This is a genomic window from Methanoregula formicica SMSP (genome assembly GCF_000327485.1).
GTDB classification, from domain to species: domain Archaea; phylum Halobacteriota; class Methanomicrobia; order Methanomicrobiales; family Methanospirillaceae; genus Methanoregula; species Methanoregula formicica.
Map to the genome: position 1 here is coordinate 1,468,431 of NC_019943.1, position 13,563 is coordinate 1,481,993.

The window sequence follows — 13,563 nt, forward strand, 5'->3', positions numbered from 1 at the left end:
CTGCTCCCATACTGTTTTATGTAATGATCTCTTAATCAGATATTTGATCGTCAATGGGAAAGATTCTGATCGTGGATGATACCCTCTTTATGAGAACCCTTCTTAAAAACATCCTGTTCTCCGGCGGGCATACTATCGCCGGCGAAGCAGGGGATGGGGAAGAGGCCGTTGCAAAATACAAGGAACTGAAACCGGATCTCGTAACCATGGACGTCGTGATGCCCAAAATGAACGGTATTGAAGCGCTCAAAGGGATCAAGGCAATTGATCCCAATGCCCGCGTTGTCATGTGTACCGCCGTGGGACAAGAACAGATGGTGAAGCTTGCCATCAAGAGCGGTGCAAAAGGATATATTGTAAAACCGTTCCAGGCCCCAAAAGTACTGGAAGAAGTCAAGAACGTCCTGGCATCCTGACGATATGGTAAAGCTGCTGATCGTTGATGATTCCGTGTTTATGCGCACGGTCATCCGGGATATGGTGACAAAGGATCCGACCATTGAGGTAGTGGGAACAGCCTCGAACGGTGTCGACGCCCTGGAGAAGATCCAGAATCTTGAGCCGGATCTTGTGACGCTTGATATTGAGATGCCCAAAATGAACGGCATCCAGGTACTCGAGGAACTTAAAAGGCAACGCAAGCGTCCGAAAATCCTGATGCTCAGCACACTCACGTCAGAGGGAGCTGAAATGACAACCCGTGCTATCCGCCTCGGGGCAGACGATTTCATGCTCAAACCCAAGGACATTCCTCATGTCCGGGTGATTGGCGACGAACTGGTCACGAAACTGAAACATCTCGTTACCCTTCCAGCGTTACCTGCGGTGCACAGGGCCTCCCCCACTACCGGACCTGCATCACATGTTGTCCTGATTGGATCATCTGCAGGAGGACCCCCGATGCTCGACACCCTGCTCGCTGCCATCCCTCAGGACATTCCTGCTGGCATCGTTGTCACCCAGCACATGCCTATCGGGTTTACTGCAGCGCTTGCAGAACGGTTCAACCGGATCGCTTCCCTGCCGGTGAAGGAGACAGAGAACGGGGATATTGTTGAGAATGGCAAGATCCTGCTTTCAAAGGCCGGGGTGCACACCATTATTAGTAACGATATGGACGCGAACAAGACCCGGCTGGGAAAGATCATCCATTCGAACACGGCCCCCCTCCATGGCGTGAGGCCTGCTGTTGACAAGACCTTCGAATCCGCGGCGAAGGTTTATGGAAAGAATATCGTGTCGGTAATCCTGAGCGGGATGGGGAACGATGCCGGCGCCGGCGCACAGGCCATCAAGGAGGCCGGGGGAACCAGCCTCCTTTGTGATGAGAAAGACTGTCTGGTGTATGGTATGGCACGATCTGCAATCCAGAAAAATGCTGTCGATAAGGTACTGCCGCTCGCAAAACTCGCTCCCGAGATAGAACGGCTGGTACATCAGATGGAGGCTGCCAATGTCTGAATTTGAGGCGTATCGCGGGCTCTTTGTTGCTGAGTCCAGAGAAAACCACGAGAACATGGTAAAGAACCTTCTTATTCTCGAGAAGGGGTCAAACCAGGACGCAATTGACGAGATTTTCCGGTCTATCCATACACTGAAAGGGGCATCTGCTTCCATGGGCTTTGCCGACATGGAACGCCTCTGCCATGCAATGGAGGATATCTTCCAGCTTATACGGAGTGGATCTGCGGAGATGTCCCAGGACCTCGGGAATCTCCTTCTTGCCTGCTCAGACATGCTGGAGCAGATGATCGACGATGTTGAAGGGGGTGGCGATTCCTCCTCACTCAACCCGGACGACCAGGTCCAGTCCCTCAAGGAGTGGCTTGAGAAACTTGGTGGAGGAAAGAGCAAGGATACGAAAAAGCCGGTACAGGCTGACCATGCGCCCGCTGCCGACACAGATGCAGCATCGTCATCTGCTCCTGCACCCGACGGCGTGCCCGAATTCGATATCCGGATTATCGTGTCCCCCGACTGCATGATGAAGGATGTCCGGGCAATGATCGCCATCGGTAACCTGGAGGCCCTCGGGACAATCACCATGATAACCCCCTCAAAAGACGATATCGATGAGGGTAAATTCGATGGGACCGTCAACCTCCGGATCAGCAGCGAAGCCGGAGAGGAGGCACTCCGCACAGCTGCACAGGGCTCGGAGATTGCAACGGTCGAGATTACACAGGTCCAGACCGTAAAACAGGATAAGAAGCCGGCAGAACCGGAGAAAAAACAGGCCTCCTCTGCCGAAAAGAGCCGCGAGATCAAGAACCTCAGGGTCGATATCCAGCAACTTGACCATATCATGAACCTGGTCGAGGACCTGGTGATCAACCGTGGCCGGCTCAAACAGATCGCGGAGCAGCACCGGATCAAGGAGATGGACGAAGCTATCGGCATGGTTGACCGGTCGGTCTCGGAACTCCAGAACCTGATGATGAACATCCGGATGATCCCGTTAAATCACATCTTCAACCGCCTGCCACGGGTAGTCCGTGATGTAGCACAGTATGACGGCAAGGAAGTCGAGTTTGTCATGGAAGGCGGGGAAACCGAACTGGACCGCAGTGTCATGGACGGGCTCAACGATCCTCTCCTCCATCTTATCAGGAACTCGGTGAACCACGGTATCGAATCGCCAGAGGCAAGGGAAGCAGCAGGCAAATCCCGGAAAGGGTTTGTCAAACTGGCAGCACACCGTGACCGGGATAATGTCATTATCGAGATCATCGATGACGGTGCCGGGATCAATGTAGAAAAGATCAAGAAAAAGGCGGTTGAGAAAGGATTTGTCACCCAGGAAGGGGCGGATCTGCTGACCGATGACCAGGCAATTGAGCTCCTCTTCCAGCCCGGCTTCTCAACTGCAGATAAGATCACTGATATCAGCGGGAGGGGCGTAGGGCTCGACGTGGTCAGGAAGTCGATCGAAGCCCTCAAAGGGACCATCCGTGTCGAGTCGACCTTTGGAAAAGGCAGTCGTTTTGAACTCCTCCTGCCGCCGACCATGGCCATTGTCGATGTCATGATTGTACGGATCAATGGCAAGCGGCTTGCGATCCCCATCAGCAGCATCGTGGAGGTAGCCAATTTCAGGCGGAACACCACGCACCGGATCGGCAAGGGCGAGGCTATTCTCCTCCGGGACGAAGTGCTCCAGATCTTCTGGCTGGACGATATGGTAGGATCTTCCAAGGTCTGCGAGATCCTGATCGTTGTACAGTACCAGAAGAGGAAGTGTTGCGTCCCGGTCGATGTTGTCGAGGGAAAACAGGAGGTCGTTGTCAAACCGTTAAACCGGTTTATCGGTACAACACGGGGTGTGAGCGGTGTCACGATCCTTGGAGACGGGGATGTCGTACCGGTGCTTGATGTGAACACGATGGTGTAGGAGAAGGTCATGAAATTATCTACCGTACAAACCGATGCAATTCAGGAACTCGCAAATATCGGCGCTGCCCATGCAGCCACTACATTATCCACGATGCTGGGAAGTTCTGTTGAAATGAGCGTACCGGCCATCAAGGCGATCGACATATCAGAGCTGGGGACGTACATGGGAGAGGAATCGGCCGCAATGGTCGCTTTCGAACTCCAGGGCGAGATCCAGCATGGGGGCTACATCATCTTTTACATCACCAAGGAGTCCTCGATCCGCCTCACCAACACCATGCTCGGCCTCACGGACATGAACCGGTCCATGAACGAGATGGACGAGAGCGCCCTCATTGAAGTTGGCAATATCATGGTCTCGGCATTCCTGGATGCAACTGCCGAGCTGCTCGGTTTTATCATGCTCCCGTCACCCCCGGCACTCAGCCTCGATATGGCACACGCCGCCATGTCCTCGCTTATCGCCCAGATGGGCGACGATGTCAACGAAGTCCTGCTCTTCTCCACGGAACTGATCTGCGAGGAGCACAAGATCGACAGCGACATCATCATGCTTCCGGAGTCGAAGACCCTGGAAAAGATCGTTGAGATGATGGAAAATATGATGAAAGGTGTCTGACAGCTGCGTTGTGTGCCATGGCCGACCCTGTACCCCCAAACGGACAAACGGCGATGATCGGTATTGGCGAATACCGTGTCGGTTCGTTCCCGATGATGACCATCGGTCTTGGTTCCTGTATCGGCCTGACGTTGTACGATGATTCCCTGAAAGTCGGGGCTATGGTTCATATCATGTTGCCCGAAAGTGCCGGCCGCGAGGACCGCCCGGGAAAGTATGCAGACACCGCAATCCCGCTGCTGTTAAAGGAACTTGGGGCCCATGGGTGCAAAAGCCGGTCCCTTGTCGCAAAGATGGCCGGCGGGGCATGCATGTTCGAGTATTTCGGCACCAACCTGAATATCGGTGAACGGAATGCAGAAAAAGTCAGGGCTCTCTTAAAAGAACACAATATTCCGCTCATCAAGGAAGATGTTGGCGGCAAGGTCGGCCGATCCGTCACATTCCACCCGGCAAGCGGCGGAAAGGTTAACGTCCGGAGAGCTGATGGCACTACCGGTGTATTGTAACCTTACCGGGTGTTTCCGGCTCGTTGTTTTTTTCGTGCTGGTTTCTGCCATTGCAGGTTTCCCCGCAGCAGCGGCAACCGGTACGGATGTTCCCTACGCCATCACCTTGTTCATACCTGCCCCGGACAGCATCCCCACCACACAGATCATGGATCTCATCAATGAATACAATTCCAGCGGCAATATCCTCATGGCAACCTCTTACGGGTTATCCCGGTACGATGGCACCTGGTCAACAAAACGGATGACGTTTACCAATCTTTCCGAAGGCCTGCTGGACGATTTTATTACTTCCATTGAGTATGACAACAAGGGAAACCTCTGGATCGGGTACTCTGAAGGAATCCAGATCTACAACGGTGCCTATTACACCACCTTAAGAGACCAGGAGTTCTTCAAAAGTCTCAGGATTAATGATATCCAGCGCTGGCACAACGAGATGTGGATCGCTGCCGGGAACGCAGGCCTGCACCGGTACCGCGACGGGAACTGGACATGGTTCCAGCCATTTTCTCCTGGAGGACCCGGATTTTACGAAGCAAATGCCATGATCTGGGACCACGATGCAAATGCCACCCTCATCGCTACCGCCCGGGAAGGGATATGGATCATCAGGTCGCAGGATGACCCGGTCATATTCGAATGCATTGCCAGCAGGGACTCCACATACGGACTGCTCGATGAACTGAAAAAGGACTACTCCGGTGGTGTCTATTTCTTCAACGACTCTGTCGTAGCCCACTATTCCTCCGATGAGGGGTTCGTTCCCGTTCTCACCAGTAGCGATCTTGCGATTACGAACCCGCCCATCAATGATCTTGTGTCAGGGCCAGACGGCAAACTCTACCTTGCAACGGATAACGGGATCTACATCTGGGAAGACGGCAGGGTATTCCGCCATCTCAGCCGGTTCGAGGGTATCGGAACAAATTCCATTGTCCATTCTATCAACATTGACAAGATGAACAGAGTATGGTTTTCAACACCGGTGAATATTGGCTACTACCTCGACCAGTCTAACGCAGGTACACCCATTGAAGTCCAGATCGCGATAACTGCCACAACGAGCACTGCAGCTTCAGTCATCCCTGCAGAGACCACCTGCCAGCGTGCCGTCCCAACCCTCCGGGAGGAGGGTGGATCTCCGTCCATGACGAAAGCATCTCCCGGTAATTTCCTTGACAGTATCATCAAGTCACTCCGGGAATTCTTCAGTGGCATTGGCCTAAAGCCACGGTTCTGATTCCATGGTCTTTCTCGGGGAAAACAAAAAAGGCACAACTAGAAAAAAAGACAGCAATCCCTTGCATTTTTGAGCGGGATCAGGTAAGATTTCCTGCACAATTCTTCAGAGATAATGAGATTCTACTTTGCATGTAATGCAGGTTTCTTATTCTGCAATTCAAGGAGAGCGAAGTTCTCAAGGGAGTCAAGGAGCACTTTGCGTGCCTTTTTGTTCCTCACCTCGTCCGTTGAGAGAATGTCCGTTGCGATATACTTCAGGGGGAGGGCATAATACTGGAATTGGGGAAACTCGTTCTCGAACTCCGCGATACGGGCCATTGCCTCCTTGGGATCATGATTCAGGAGATCGAAGGTGAAATCGAAGAGATTGACGATCTGTGCCGGCATGTTGTTCGTGACTGCCAGTTTGCGGAATCCATGGTAGGTCATCTTTTTCTGGGTGAGGAGTGAGAGTTTGAGCCCGAGGTAGATCGGTTCAAGCTCGTGAGGATACTGCTTGATCAGCTGGTTCACGACACCGGCTGCGGATGCAGGGTCGCGGTTCTCGAGATGGTAGTAATACATCTGACGGAGGATATTGATATTCGTATAAAACCGCTCGGTCCCGATCTCAAGGATCCGCTTACGCATTGCCGCATCATTGGTATCAACGGCATTTTTCAGCCCGGTCTCGATAAACCAGATCTCGTCGGGGAACCATTCCAGGCCGATGAAGATCATCTGCCAGAAGATCTTTTCCAGGAATGAGGGGTCGTCAACTTCAAGCTGGCGGAGAGTGTTCACGGGGGGTTTGGTCTTCGCGAGTTTTAAAAGCATCTCCCGTGCAAAGAGTTCCATCTCCCCGGGCCGCAGGTTCTTTGCAGGCGATTCGTCATCCTTCCGGAACTCGCGGAGCGAGAGCGTGTAGTAGCAGTGGGCAACGGCCATGCCAAGTTTTACATCAAGGACTGCATAGTTCTTCAAAAATTCGAGCCCATGCACAGGATCCCCGGCCTTTACCATTTTTAAGCCGATGACGATGTTGATGCCCTGTTCGGCATTCATCATCTTCTTGAACCGGAGAGCATTTGTCTTCACGCGCCGGATATAGTCGAAATCGGCGACGTTCCTGCTTGCATCCAGGACCTTGAACGTTATGCTGTCGATGAATTCATCATAGTCATCATCACCGAGATGGGGAAATGAACTCTCAAGCGCAGAGACAACATAGCCGAAGAAAACAGGGAGATTCGCGTCGACTTTTACAGAATTGCGCTCAATATATCCGCTGAAATCTTTTTTGAGCACGTGCAGCTTATCGTAGACAATGGCATCCGAAAGCTGTTCTCCCCGCATATAGCAAGAATAGCATGTTAAAATATTAAAATATAGGAGTATTTTCCGGGGTGAATTTAATCTTCGTCCTGGGAATAGTAATAGTATTCTCCCAGTGACTTCTGCTCGCGGTCGAGGAAGGAGTCGGGTTTATTGATCCGCGGCCTTCCGCTCTGGTCCCGCCGGAACGTGACATCAAGTTCATGCAGGAAGCGGTTCATGCCCTCCCGCATCGGGAACGGGCCGGAGGCCGTGCCCTGGACACCGGGTTCGCCATCGAAGACCAGGATCCGCTCGCTGATCATGTCGATGACATAGATATCGTGGTCGATGACCATGATCCCTACCTCTTTCCCTTCGGCATGCCGCTTGATCATCCGGGTGATCCGGACCCGCTGCTCAACGTCAAGGTGGGCACTGGGCTCGTCGAGAATGTAAAGATCCGCATCGCGGGAAAGGCAGCCCGCAATAGCAACACGCTGGAGTTCCCCGCCGCTCAGGGAATCGACCGGTGACTGGAGGATCGGGTTCAGGGTCAGCGCCTCGATGATCTCGTGCTGGTACATTGACGAGTCAAACTTGTTCGTGCACTGGCGCAGGTACATCTCTACAGTGTCAGAAGTATCGGCTTTGATATACTGGGGCTTGTAGGATATCTTAAGGGTCGTCTCAACCGAGCCGGTTGTCGGCGTCTCAACTCCGGCAAGAAGTTTGGCAAACGTACTCTTGCCCATCCCGTTTGCCCCGACAACGCCCAGAACTTCACCAGCACGGACCGTCCCGCCACCGGCCGTCAGCTGGAACATATCGTACTTCTTTGTCATCGCCGGGATGAGGAAAAGATCCTCGCGGTTTGATCCCTTCTCGTGCGCCCTCTTTTCGAAGACTACCTGCGTGTCGCGGAAACGGACGTTCTCTTCAGCAAGGAAGCCTTCGAGATACTGGTTGATCCCGACCCGGACACCCTTGGGGCGGGTAATGATACCAAAGACAGCCGGCTTACCGTACCCGACATGGACAGTATCGGCCAGCATATCAAGGATGGCAAGGTCGTGCTCCACGATGACGACCGGGCGCTCTGCAGCAAGATCGCGAATCAGTTTTGCTGCTGCTATCCTCTGATAGATGTCGAGGAAAGGCGTTATTTCATCAAGGAAGTAGAGGTCGGCGTCCCGGGCAAGGCAGGCAGCAATGGCGACCCGCTGGAGTTCCCCGCCGCTGAGCGTGGCAATGTCATGGTCAAGAATAGCGTCCAGTTTGAGGAGCGGGATGATCCCTCCAAGCCTCCCGCGCTCGTCAGTGGTCTTCAGGAGCGCCGCCACTGTGCCAGAGAAGACTTTCGGGATAAAATCAATGTACTGGGGCTTGGTTGCGATCTTTATGCTCTTTTTTGAGACGGTCTGGAGATAGTCGAAGAGTTCCGTTCCGGTATAACGCTTCAGGATCTCTTCCCAGGCAACCTCGCTGTCAAAATTGCCAAGGTTTGGACGGAGCTGGCCGGAGAGGATCTTGATTGCGGTACTTTTCCCGATACCATTTGCGCCAAGGATGCCGGTGACCTTCCCTTCCACCGGCACCGGAAGACCATACAGGGCAAACCCATTCTTCCCGTACCGGTGGGTCGGGTGCTCGAGTTCCTCAGGAAGACTGACAATGTCGATGGCATCGAACGGGCATTTCTTGATGCAGATACCGCATCCAACGCAGAGCTCCTCGGAGACCTGTGCCTTGCCGTCTTCACCAAGAATGACTGTCTCGTCTCCTGTCCGGACGCGGGGGCAGTAGATGATGCACTCGGTCCCGCATTTCCGGGAATGGCAGCGGTCTTTGTGGACAATGGCGATTCTCATGGCTATTCACAAAAACGGGATTAGCGGGGAATCGAGGTCAGCAGGATCGTCCATGTCATGAACCAGAAGGCGAAGGTCATGAACCCCTGGTAGAACCAGTCCTTTCCGCCGAGTTTTGACGTATCCATCCGCATCAGCATGAAGATGTGTTTCTGCAGGACGATGAAGACAAGCATGAGCATGAAACCGAGGAAACCGTCAGCCTGGATCCCGGAGGTATTCGGTGTCCCCCCGAAATAATAAGCAAGTACTCCGGCAAGCATACCCAGCAGGGAGGCAATCAGGGTTCTCTTGATCCGTTCGATATGTTCAGCCTGCTTGTCTGCCTTGGTCTTCGCCTTTTTTGTCTGGACCGGCTTCTCTTCAGGAATATCTTCGCTCATCCCGCAACACCAGTTGTCGTATACCTATGTTTGCCAAGCCATATGTAATTTGGTTTTGCCCGTCTCCCGGATGATTATACGTTTATCAGCTTCCGGCAGCTAATAAGTAACCGACAGAAGCGTATGGCATCAGAACAGGGCATGAGTGGGATCGATGTCAGGGCGATGACCTGCGAGTTGCAGGAGAAGCTTCCGCTCTGGATCGATAAGGTTTACCAGTTCGATACAAAGACTCTGGGCATCCGTCTCAATGGGGAAAACAAGGCGAAATACCTGTTGTTCATCGAATCCGGCCGGAGAGCCCATCTGGTTGCGGACCTTCCCGAACCGCCAAAGAACCCGCCCCACTTCGCCATGCTCCTGCGAAAACACCTCTCGGGGGGAAAGGTCCTCTCCATCCGTCAGCACGGCCTTGAGCGTGTCCTTATCTTTGCGATCGGCAAAGGAACAACGGTATTCAACCTCATCATCGAGCTCTTCGATAACGGCAATGTCATCCTCGCTGATGATACGATGACAATCATCAAACCGCTCTGGCACCACAGGTTCAAGGACCGGGAGGTTGTTCCCGGCGTCCCCTACACGTTTGGCAGCCCGGATCCCACAGCATCGGAGGAGAGCCTTGCAGCGTTTCTTAAGACGGATGAAAGGGACCTGGTCCGGGCACTTGCCATCGGGTGCATGCTCGGCGGCATGTACGCGGAATATATCTGTAAAGAAGCGGGTCTTGAAAAGAGCATTCCTGCCGCCACTGCAGATCCTGCCAGGATCTTCTCCTCCCTGCAGGCACTCTTCCGCCAAGTTGAAGAAGCCCGTACTCCGATAATCGCGGCAAAGCACTGCGAACCCATCAATCTCCGTACGGGAGAGGAGACAACAGCTTACCCGACATTTTCTCTTGCTCTCGAAGCATTTTACCCCATGACCAAGGCCGAGAAGAAGGCCACGTCACGACCGAAGATCGCAAAAGAGGACCGGATACGCAGCCACCAGCAGGCTGCGATCAAGAAGTTTGACAGGAGTATTGCACAGGCTGAAGAAGTCGTCAATGCCATCTACGAGAACTACCCCTTCATCGCGCAGGTCATCGGCACCCTTGCCGCAGCCAGCAAAACCCACTCATGGCAGGAAATCGAGAAGCGGATCCGGGCGGCACCATCTGAAGAGACAAAGAAGATCACGGCATTCTTCCCGGGCGAAGCGGCTGTCGAGATTGACCTCGGCAAGAGAATCAAGGTCTTCGTGAACGAGAGCGTGGAGCAGAACGCCGGCCATTACTATGACGTGATCAAGAAGTTCAAGAAGAAGAAGGCCGGCGCTGTCACGGCAATGGAGACCGTTGCCACAAAGAAGCAGACGAAACGGCGGGAGTTCGTACCCTTAAAAAAGCAATGGTACCACCGCTTCCGCTGGTTCATCACCAGTGACGGGGCCGTTGTTCTCGGAGGGCGTGACGCAACCCAGAATGAGGAACTGGTCAAGAAGTACATGGCCGGGGGTGACACCTTTGTTCATGCCGATGTCCACGGTGCCAGTGTTGTTCTTGTCAAGGGAAAGACAGAGCGGATGGACGAAGTGGCGCGGTTTGCAGCATCGTATTCCGGTGCATGGCGGAGCGGCCATTTCAGTGCAGATGTGTACAGCGCCCTTCCCTCGCAGGTGAGCAAGACGCCCGAGGCCGGCGAGTTCGTCTCGCGGGGCTCCTTCATTGTGCGGGGGGAGCGGACCTATTACCGGAACATCCCGCTCTCCACCGGTATCGGGCTGATGCTCGATCCGCATGCTGCAGTCATTGGTGGACCCCCATCTGCTGTCAGGCAGAAAGTAAAGGCATTTGTCGAACTCCGGCCCGGCCAGTTCGAACCAAATGATGTAGCAAAGAAGGTACTGCGCATCCTGAAGAGCAAGATTCCGGAGGACGATGTAAAGGCGCTCAAGGGCATCCTGAACACCGAGAAGGTGGCGGCATTCACCCCGCCCGGGGGATCGGATATCGTGGGGCATCATGAAGGCTGAGTACGGGGAGATGCGCAATAATTATGGCGAGATCCGGCTTCTTCCCGAAAGCATTGACGATCTCTGGCACCTCCAGCACATCATCGCCCCGGGCGATCTGGTCTTTGCCACGACATTCAGGAGCGTGGATACAACAAGCGACAAGATCCGGCCGGAGAAAGTCGAGAAACGGCCGGTCAGGCTCGGCATACGCGTTGACCGGATCGAGTTTTCCGCCCACGGGATACGGCTCAGGCTCACCGGCATTATCGAGCACGGCATGGATACCGGTGCGTTTCATACCATCAATGTCGAGACCGGTTACGAGATATCGGTGATCAAGCAGTGGAGATCACTCGATCGTGAACGGATAGAACGCGCTGTGAAAGCATCGGTGTATGGTGTCATCCACGTCCTGACCATCGAAGAGGGGGAGGCCGAACTGTTCCGGCTCCGCCAGTATGGCCCCGAGAGCGTCATCACCATCACCTCCGGGAGAGGGAAAGGGGCGGAGACGGAATCGCGGCGGGATTTCTTCGACCAGGTTCTTGTGAAAGTGGCGGAGATTACCGGACCCCTCATCGTGGCCGGACCGGGGTTTATCAAGGACGATTTCATCCGGTACGCGAAGAGTAAGAACAATCCTGCTGCCGATCGTGCCGTTGTTGTTGAAACCCGACGGATCGGGCGCGGGGCAGTCCAGGACGTGATCGGGAACGGGACACTGGAGAAGATGATCGATGACCTCCAGCTCTCTCGTGAGGTGAAACTGATGGACGAACTCCTGATGCGGATCTCGCAGGATGGCGCTGTTTCCTATGGCCGGGCCGAGGTGGCAGAGGCGATCGGCTATGGGGCTGCCGAGCAAATCCTGATTGCCGACACCCTCCTCCGCGATCCAGAAGTTACGGCACTCATTGAAAAAGCAGAGGCAATGCGGGCATCGGTGGTCGTTCTTTCCTCTGCGTTCGAGCCCGGGGAGCGGCTTATTGCGCTCGGGGGGATTGCGGCGCTGTTACGGTATAAGATGGTTTGAAGTCATTTTCCAAAAAAAAGAGTTCAGAGAGATCTCTATAATATCTGGAATGCATTCTCTTTGGATCCCAAGACATTATTACTTGAATCCAAGATAGTGATTTTGTAATATCCCGTCGGTGCGCCGGCAGGAATCGGCATAATGACACGTGCATCGTAACTAACCATATCATAAGATTTACTGTTAATTATTGTACTTCCCTGGGTCAATGTGGCTTTCTTGCCTGCGCTCAGGTTAGTTCCGGTAATATCAATTTTTTGATCCGTGGCAATTCCTCCGATAAACTGGTCGGATGGGGTCAGCATAGAGATCGTGATGGTGGCTGCCGCCGTAGTAGTGCTGGTACTCGTTGCTGTCGCAGTAGCAGTTGCACCGGTGCCCTTATAGATCGTGAACAGATTTGCCGAGGTGAACGACTGTTTGTCCGGGTTGGTGACAACTACGTTCCACTGGCCGGGTTCTGTCGAGAGCGGGAGGACGAACTTACAGGTTATCTTGGTTGCGGAAGAGACACTGACATCCGTTGCATCAATGGATGTTTCGCCGGTCTTTGTCAGCTGAACGGTAGCTCCTGAAACAAAGTTTCTTCCTTTCAGGTCGGTGACTTTTACCGTTGTTCCGGCTGTCCCGATAAATGGATCAATATCGTCAATCTTGGGAGCTGTTGTGCTCGCTGTCGTTTCAGTTGCGGTGGGCGCCGTGGTTGCCTTTGTGGTTGTGGGAGGCACTGTTGTTATTGTAGGTGCACCTATCTGAACTGAAGAGACTGTCGCCGTTCCGACTTTTTCTGTATATACCTTCTCGATGCTTGCACGGCTTATCTTCGACGTCTTCGAATCTATCCGGTATCCCCATCTCCCGTCACTGAAGGGAAAGATCGTTGCCCGTTCGTACATATCCGTCGCGGCATCGTACCCGATGATGAGAAGGCCGGTTGAGAGCGATGACGTGGGATTCCTGACGATATCACCTTCGGCATATAATGCGCCCGATGTAGTCCCGGCACTGGTGACCGTTGCTGTGGCCGTGACATCCCCGGGCTTTGCTCCTTCATCCGAACAGCCGGCACAAAAGACACCGGCAACAAGAATGGCGATAACTGCGACAATGACCCATGCTGATGTTCTCATAAAGAACTGTAGGTCACCGGCCTATAAAAACAGATACAGGACAATCGTTGCAGGCTAGGAATGAACATTGGTGGCGCACGCGAAGCGCC

12 protein-coding genes are annotated in these 13,563 nt (G+C 53.6%); 8 read left to right on the forward strand and 4 right to left on the reverse strand.

Annotated elements, in window-relative coordinates:
- Nucleotides 1-53: 53 nt before the first annotated feature.
- Genes METFOR_RS07490 through METFOR_RS07515 form a run of 6 tightly spaced genes read left to right on the forward strand, consistent with a single transcriptional unit; the run spans nucleotide 54 to nucleotide 5,764 of the window.
- Complete coding sequence (locus METFOR_RS07490) at nucleotides 54-416, forward strand: response regulator (protein ID WP_015285513.1); 363 nt, start codon at nucleotides 54-56, stop codon at nucleotides 414-416.
- 4 nt (nucleotides 417-420) lie between these two features.
- Nucleotides 421-1,461 (forward strand): chemotaxis-specific protein-glutamate methyltransferase CheB, encoded by a 1,041-nt coding sequence (gene cheB / locus METFOR_RS07495; RefSeq protein ID WP_015285514.1) that lies wholly within the window; start codon nucleotides 421-423, stop codon nucleotides 1,459-1,461.
- Complete coding sequence (locus METFOR_RS07500; RefSeq protein ID WP_015285515.1) at nucleotides 1,454-3,391, forward strand: chemotaxis protein CheA; 1,938 nt, start codon at nucleotides 1,454-1,456, stop codon at nucleotides 3,389-3,391. Before cheB ends, METFOR_RS07500 begins: the two co-directional genes overlap by 8 nt.
- A gap of 9 nt (nucleotides 3,392-3,400) precedes the next feature.
- A complete protein-coding gene (locus METFOR_RS07505) occupies nucleotides 3,401-4,012 on the forward strand; it encodes a chemotaxis protein CheC (protein WP_015285516.1) in 612 nt (203 codons plus the stop codon).
- Nucleotides 4,013-4,029: 17 nt separating this feature from the next.
- Nucleotides 4,030-4,521, forward strand: a complete 492-nt coding sequence (locus METFOR_RS07510) for a chemotaxis protein CheD (protein WP_015285517.1) — start codon at nucleotides 4,030-4,032, stop codon at nucleotides 4,519-4,521.
- A complete protein-coding gene (locus METFOR_RS07515) occupies nucleotides 4,499-5,764 on the forward strand; it encodes a two-component regulator propeller domain-containing protein (protein WP_015285518.1) in 1,266 nt (421 codons plus the stop codon). The genes METFOR_RS07510 and METFOR_RS07515 overlap by 23 nt, the downstream gene beginning before the upstream one ends.
- Nucleotides 5,765-5,886: 122 nt before the next feature.
- Here the strand turns inward: METFOR_RS07515 and METFOR_RS07520 are convergent, their stop codons facing one another.
- Genes METFOR_RS07520 through METFOR_RS07530 form a run of 3 tightly spaced genes read right to left on the reverse strand, consistent with a single transcriptional unit; the run spans nucleotide 5,887 to nucleotide 9,313 of the window.
- The gene (locus METFOR_RS07520; protein WP_015285519.1) at nucleotides 5,887-7,101 is read right to left on the reverse strand and encodes a hypothetical protein; all 1,215 of its coding nucleotides are present in this window, start codon (nucleotides 7,099-7,101) and stop codon (nucleotides 5,887-5,889) included.
- Nucleotides 7,102-7,157: 56 nt separating this feature from the next.
- The gene (locus tag METFOR_RS07525; RefSeq protein WP_015285520.1) at nucleotides 7,158-8,930 is read right to left on the reverse strand and encodes a ribosome biogenesis/translation initiation ATPase RLI; all 1,773 of its coding nucleotides are present in this window, start codon (nucleotides 8,928-8,930) and stop codon (nucleotides 7,158-7,160) included.
- A 20-nt stretch (nucleotides 8,931-8,950) separates the two neighbouring features.
- Complete coding sequence (locus METFOR_RS07530; protein WP_015285521.1) at nucleotides 8,951-9,313, reverse strand: EMC6-like membrane protein; 363 nt, start codon at nucleotides 9,311-9,313, stop codon at nucleotides 8,951-8,953.
- Nucleotides 9,314-9,436: 123 nt separating this feature from the next.
- Between METFOR_RS07530 and rqcH the strand changes: the two genes are divergently transcribed.
- Nucleotides 9,437-11,329, forward strand: coding sequence for a ribosome rescue protein RqcH (rqcH, locus tag METFOR_RS07535; RefSeq protein ID WP_015285522.1), 1,893 nt, complete (start codon nucleotides 9,437-9,439; stop codon nucleotides 11,327-11,329).
- On the forward strand, nucleotides 11,319-12,344 hold the full coding sequence (locus METFOR_RS07540) for an mRNA surveillance protein pelota (RefSeq protein ID WP_015285523.1): 1,026 nt from the start codon (nucleotides 11,319-11,321) through the stop codon (nucleotides 12,342-12,344). Before rqcH ends, METFOR_RS07540 begins: the two co-directional genes overlap by 11 nt.
- 35 nt (nucleotides 12,345-12,379) lie before the next feature.
- On the opposite strand, the gene METFOR_RS07545 is transcribed toward METFOR_RS07540, so the two are convergent.
- Nucleotides 12,380-13,474 carry a hypothetical protein gene (locus tag METFOR_RS07545; protein ID WP_015285524.1) on the reverse strand — a complete coding sequence of 365 codons (1,095 nt, stop codon included), beginning with the start codon at nucleotides 13,472-13,474 and terminating at the stop codon, nucleotides 12,380-12,382.
- Nucleotides 13,475-13,563: the final 89 nt, after the last annotated feature.

Excerpts from the sequence above, each read along its gene's own strand:
- METFOR_RS07530 (WP_015285521.1), bottom strand. The coding sequence starts at position 9,313 with ATGAGCGAAGATATTCCTGAAGAGAAGCCGGTCCAGACAAAAAAGGCG.
- cheB (WP_015285514.1), top strand. The coding sequence starts at position 421 with ATGGTAAAGCTGCTGATCGTTGATGATTCCGTGTTTATGCGCACGGTC.
- METFOR_RS07515 (WP_015285518.1), top strand. The coding sequence starts at position 4,499 with ATGGCACTACCGGTGTATTGTAACCTTACCGGGTGTTTCCGGCTCGTT.
- METFOR_RS07540 (WP_015285523.1), top strand. The coding sequence starts at position 11,319 with ATGAAGGCTGAGTACGGGGAGATGCGCAATAATTATGGCGAGATCCGG.
- METFOR_RS07500 (WP_015285515.1), top strand. The coding sequence starts at position 1,454 with ATGTCTGAATTTGAGGCGTATCGCGGGCTCTTTGTTGCTGAGTCCAGA.
- METFOR_RS07490 (WP_015285513.1), top strand. The coding sequence starts at position 54 with ATGGGAAAGATTCTGATCGTGGATGATACCCTCTTTATGAGAACCCTT.
- METFOR_RS07510 (WP_015285517.1), top strand. The coding sequence starts at position 4,030 with ATGGCCGACCCTGTACCCCCAAACGGACAAACGGCGATGATCGGTATT.
- METFOR_RS07545 (WP_015285524.1), bottom strand. The coding sequence starts at position 13,474 with ATGAGAACATCAGCATGGGTCATTGTCGCAGTTATCGCCATTCTTGTT.
- METFOR_RS07520 (WP_015285519.1), bottom strand. The coding sequence starts at position 7,101 with ATGCGGGGAGAACAGCTTTCGGATGCCATTGTCTACGATAAGCTGCAC.
- METFOR_RS07525 (WP_015285520.1), bottom strand. The coding sequence starts at position 8,930 with ATGAGAATCGCCATTGTCCACAAAGACCGCTGCCATTCCCGGAAATGC.
- METFOR_RS07505 (WP_015285516.1), top strand. The coding sequence starts at position 3,401 with ATGAAATTATCTACCGTACAAACCGATGCAATTCAGGAACTCGCAAAT.
- rqcH (WP_015285522.1), top strand. The coding sequence starts at position 9,437 with ATGGCATCAGAACAGGGCATGAGTGGGATCGATGTCAGGGCGATGACC.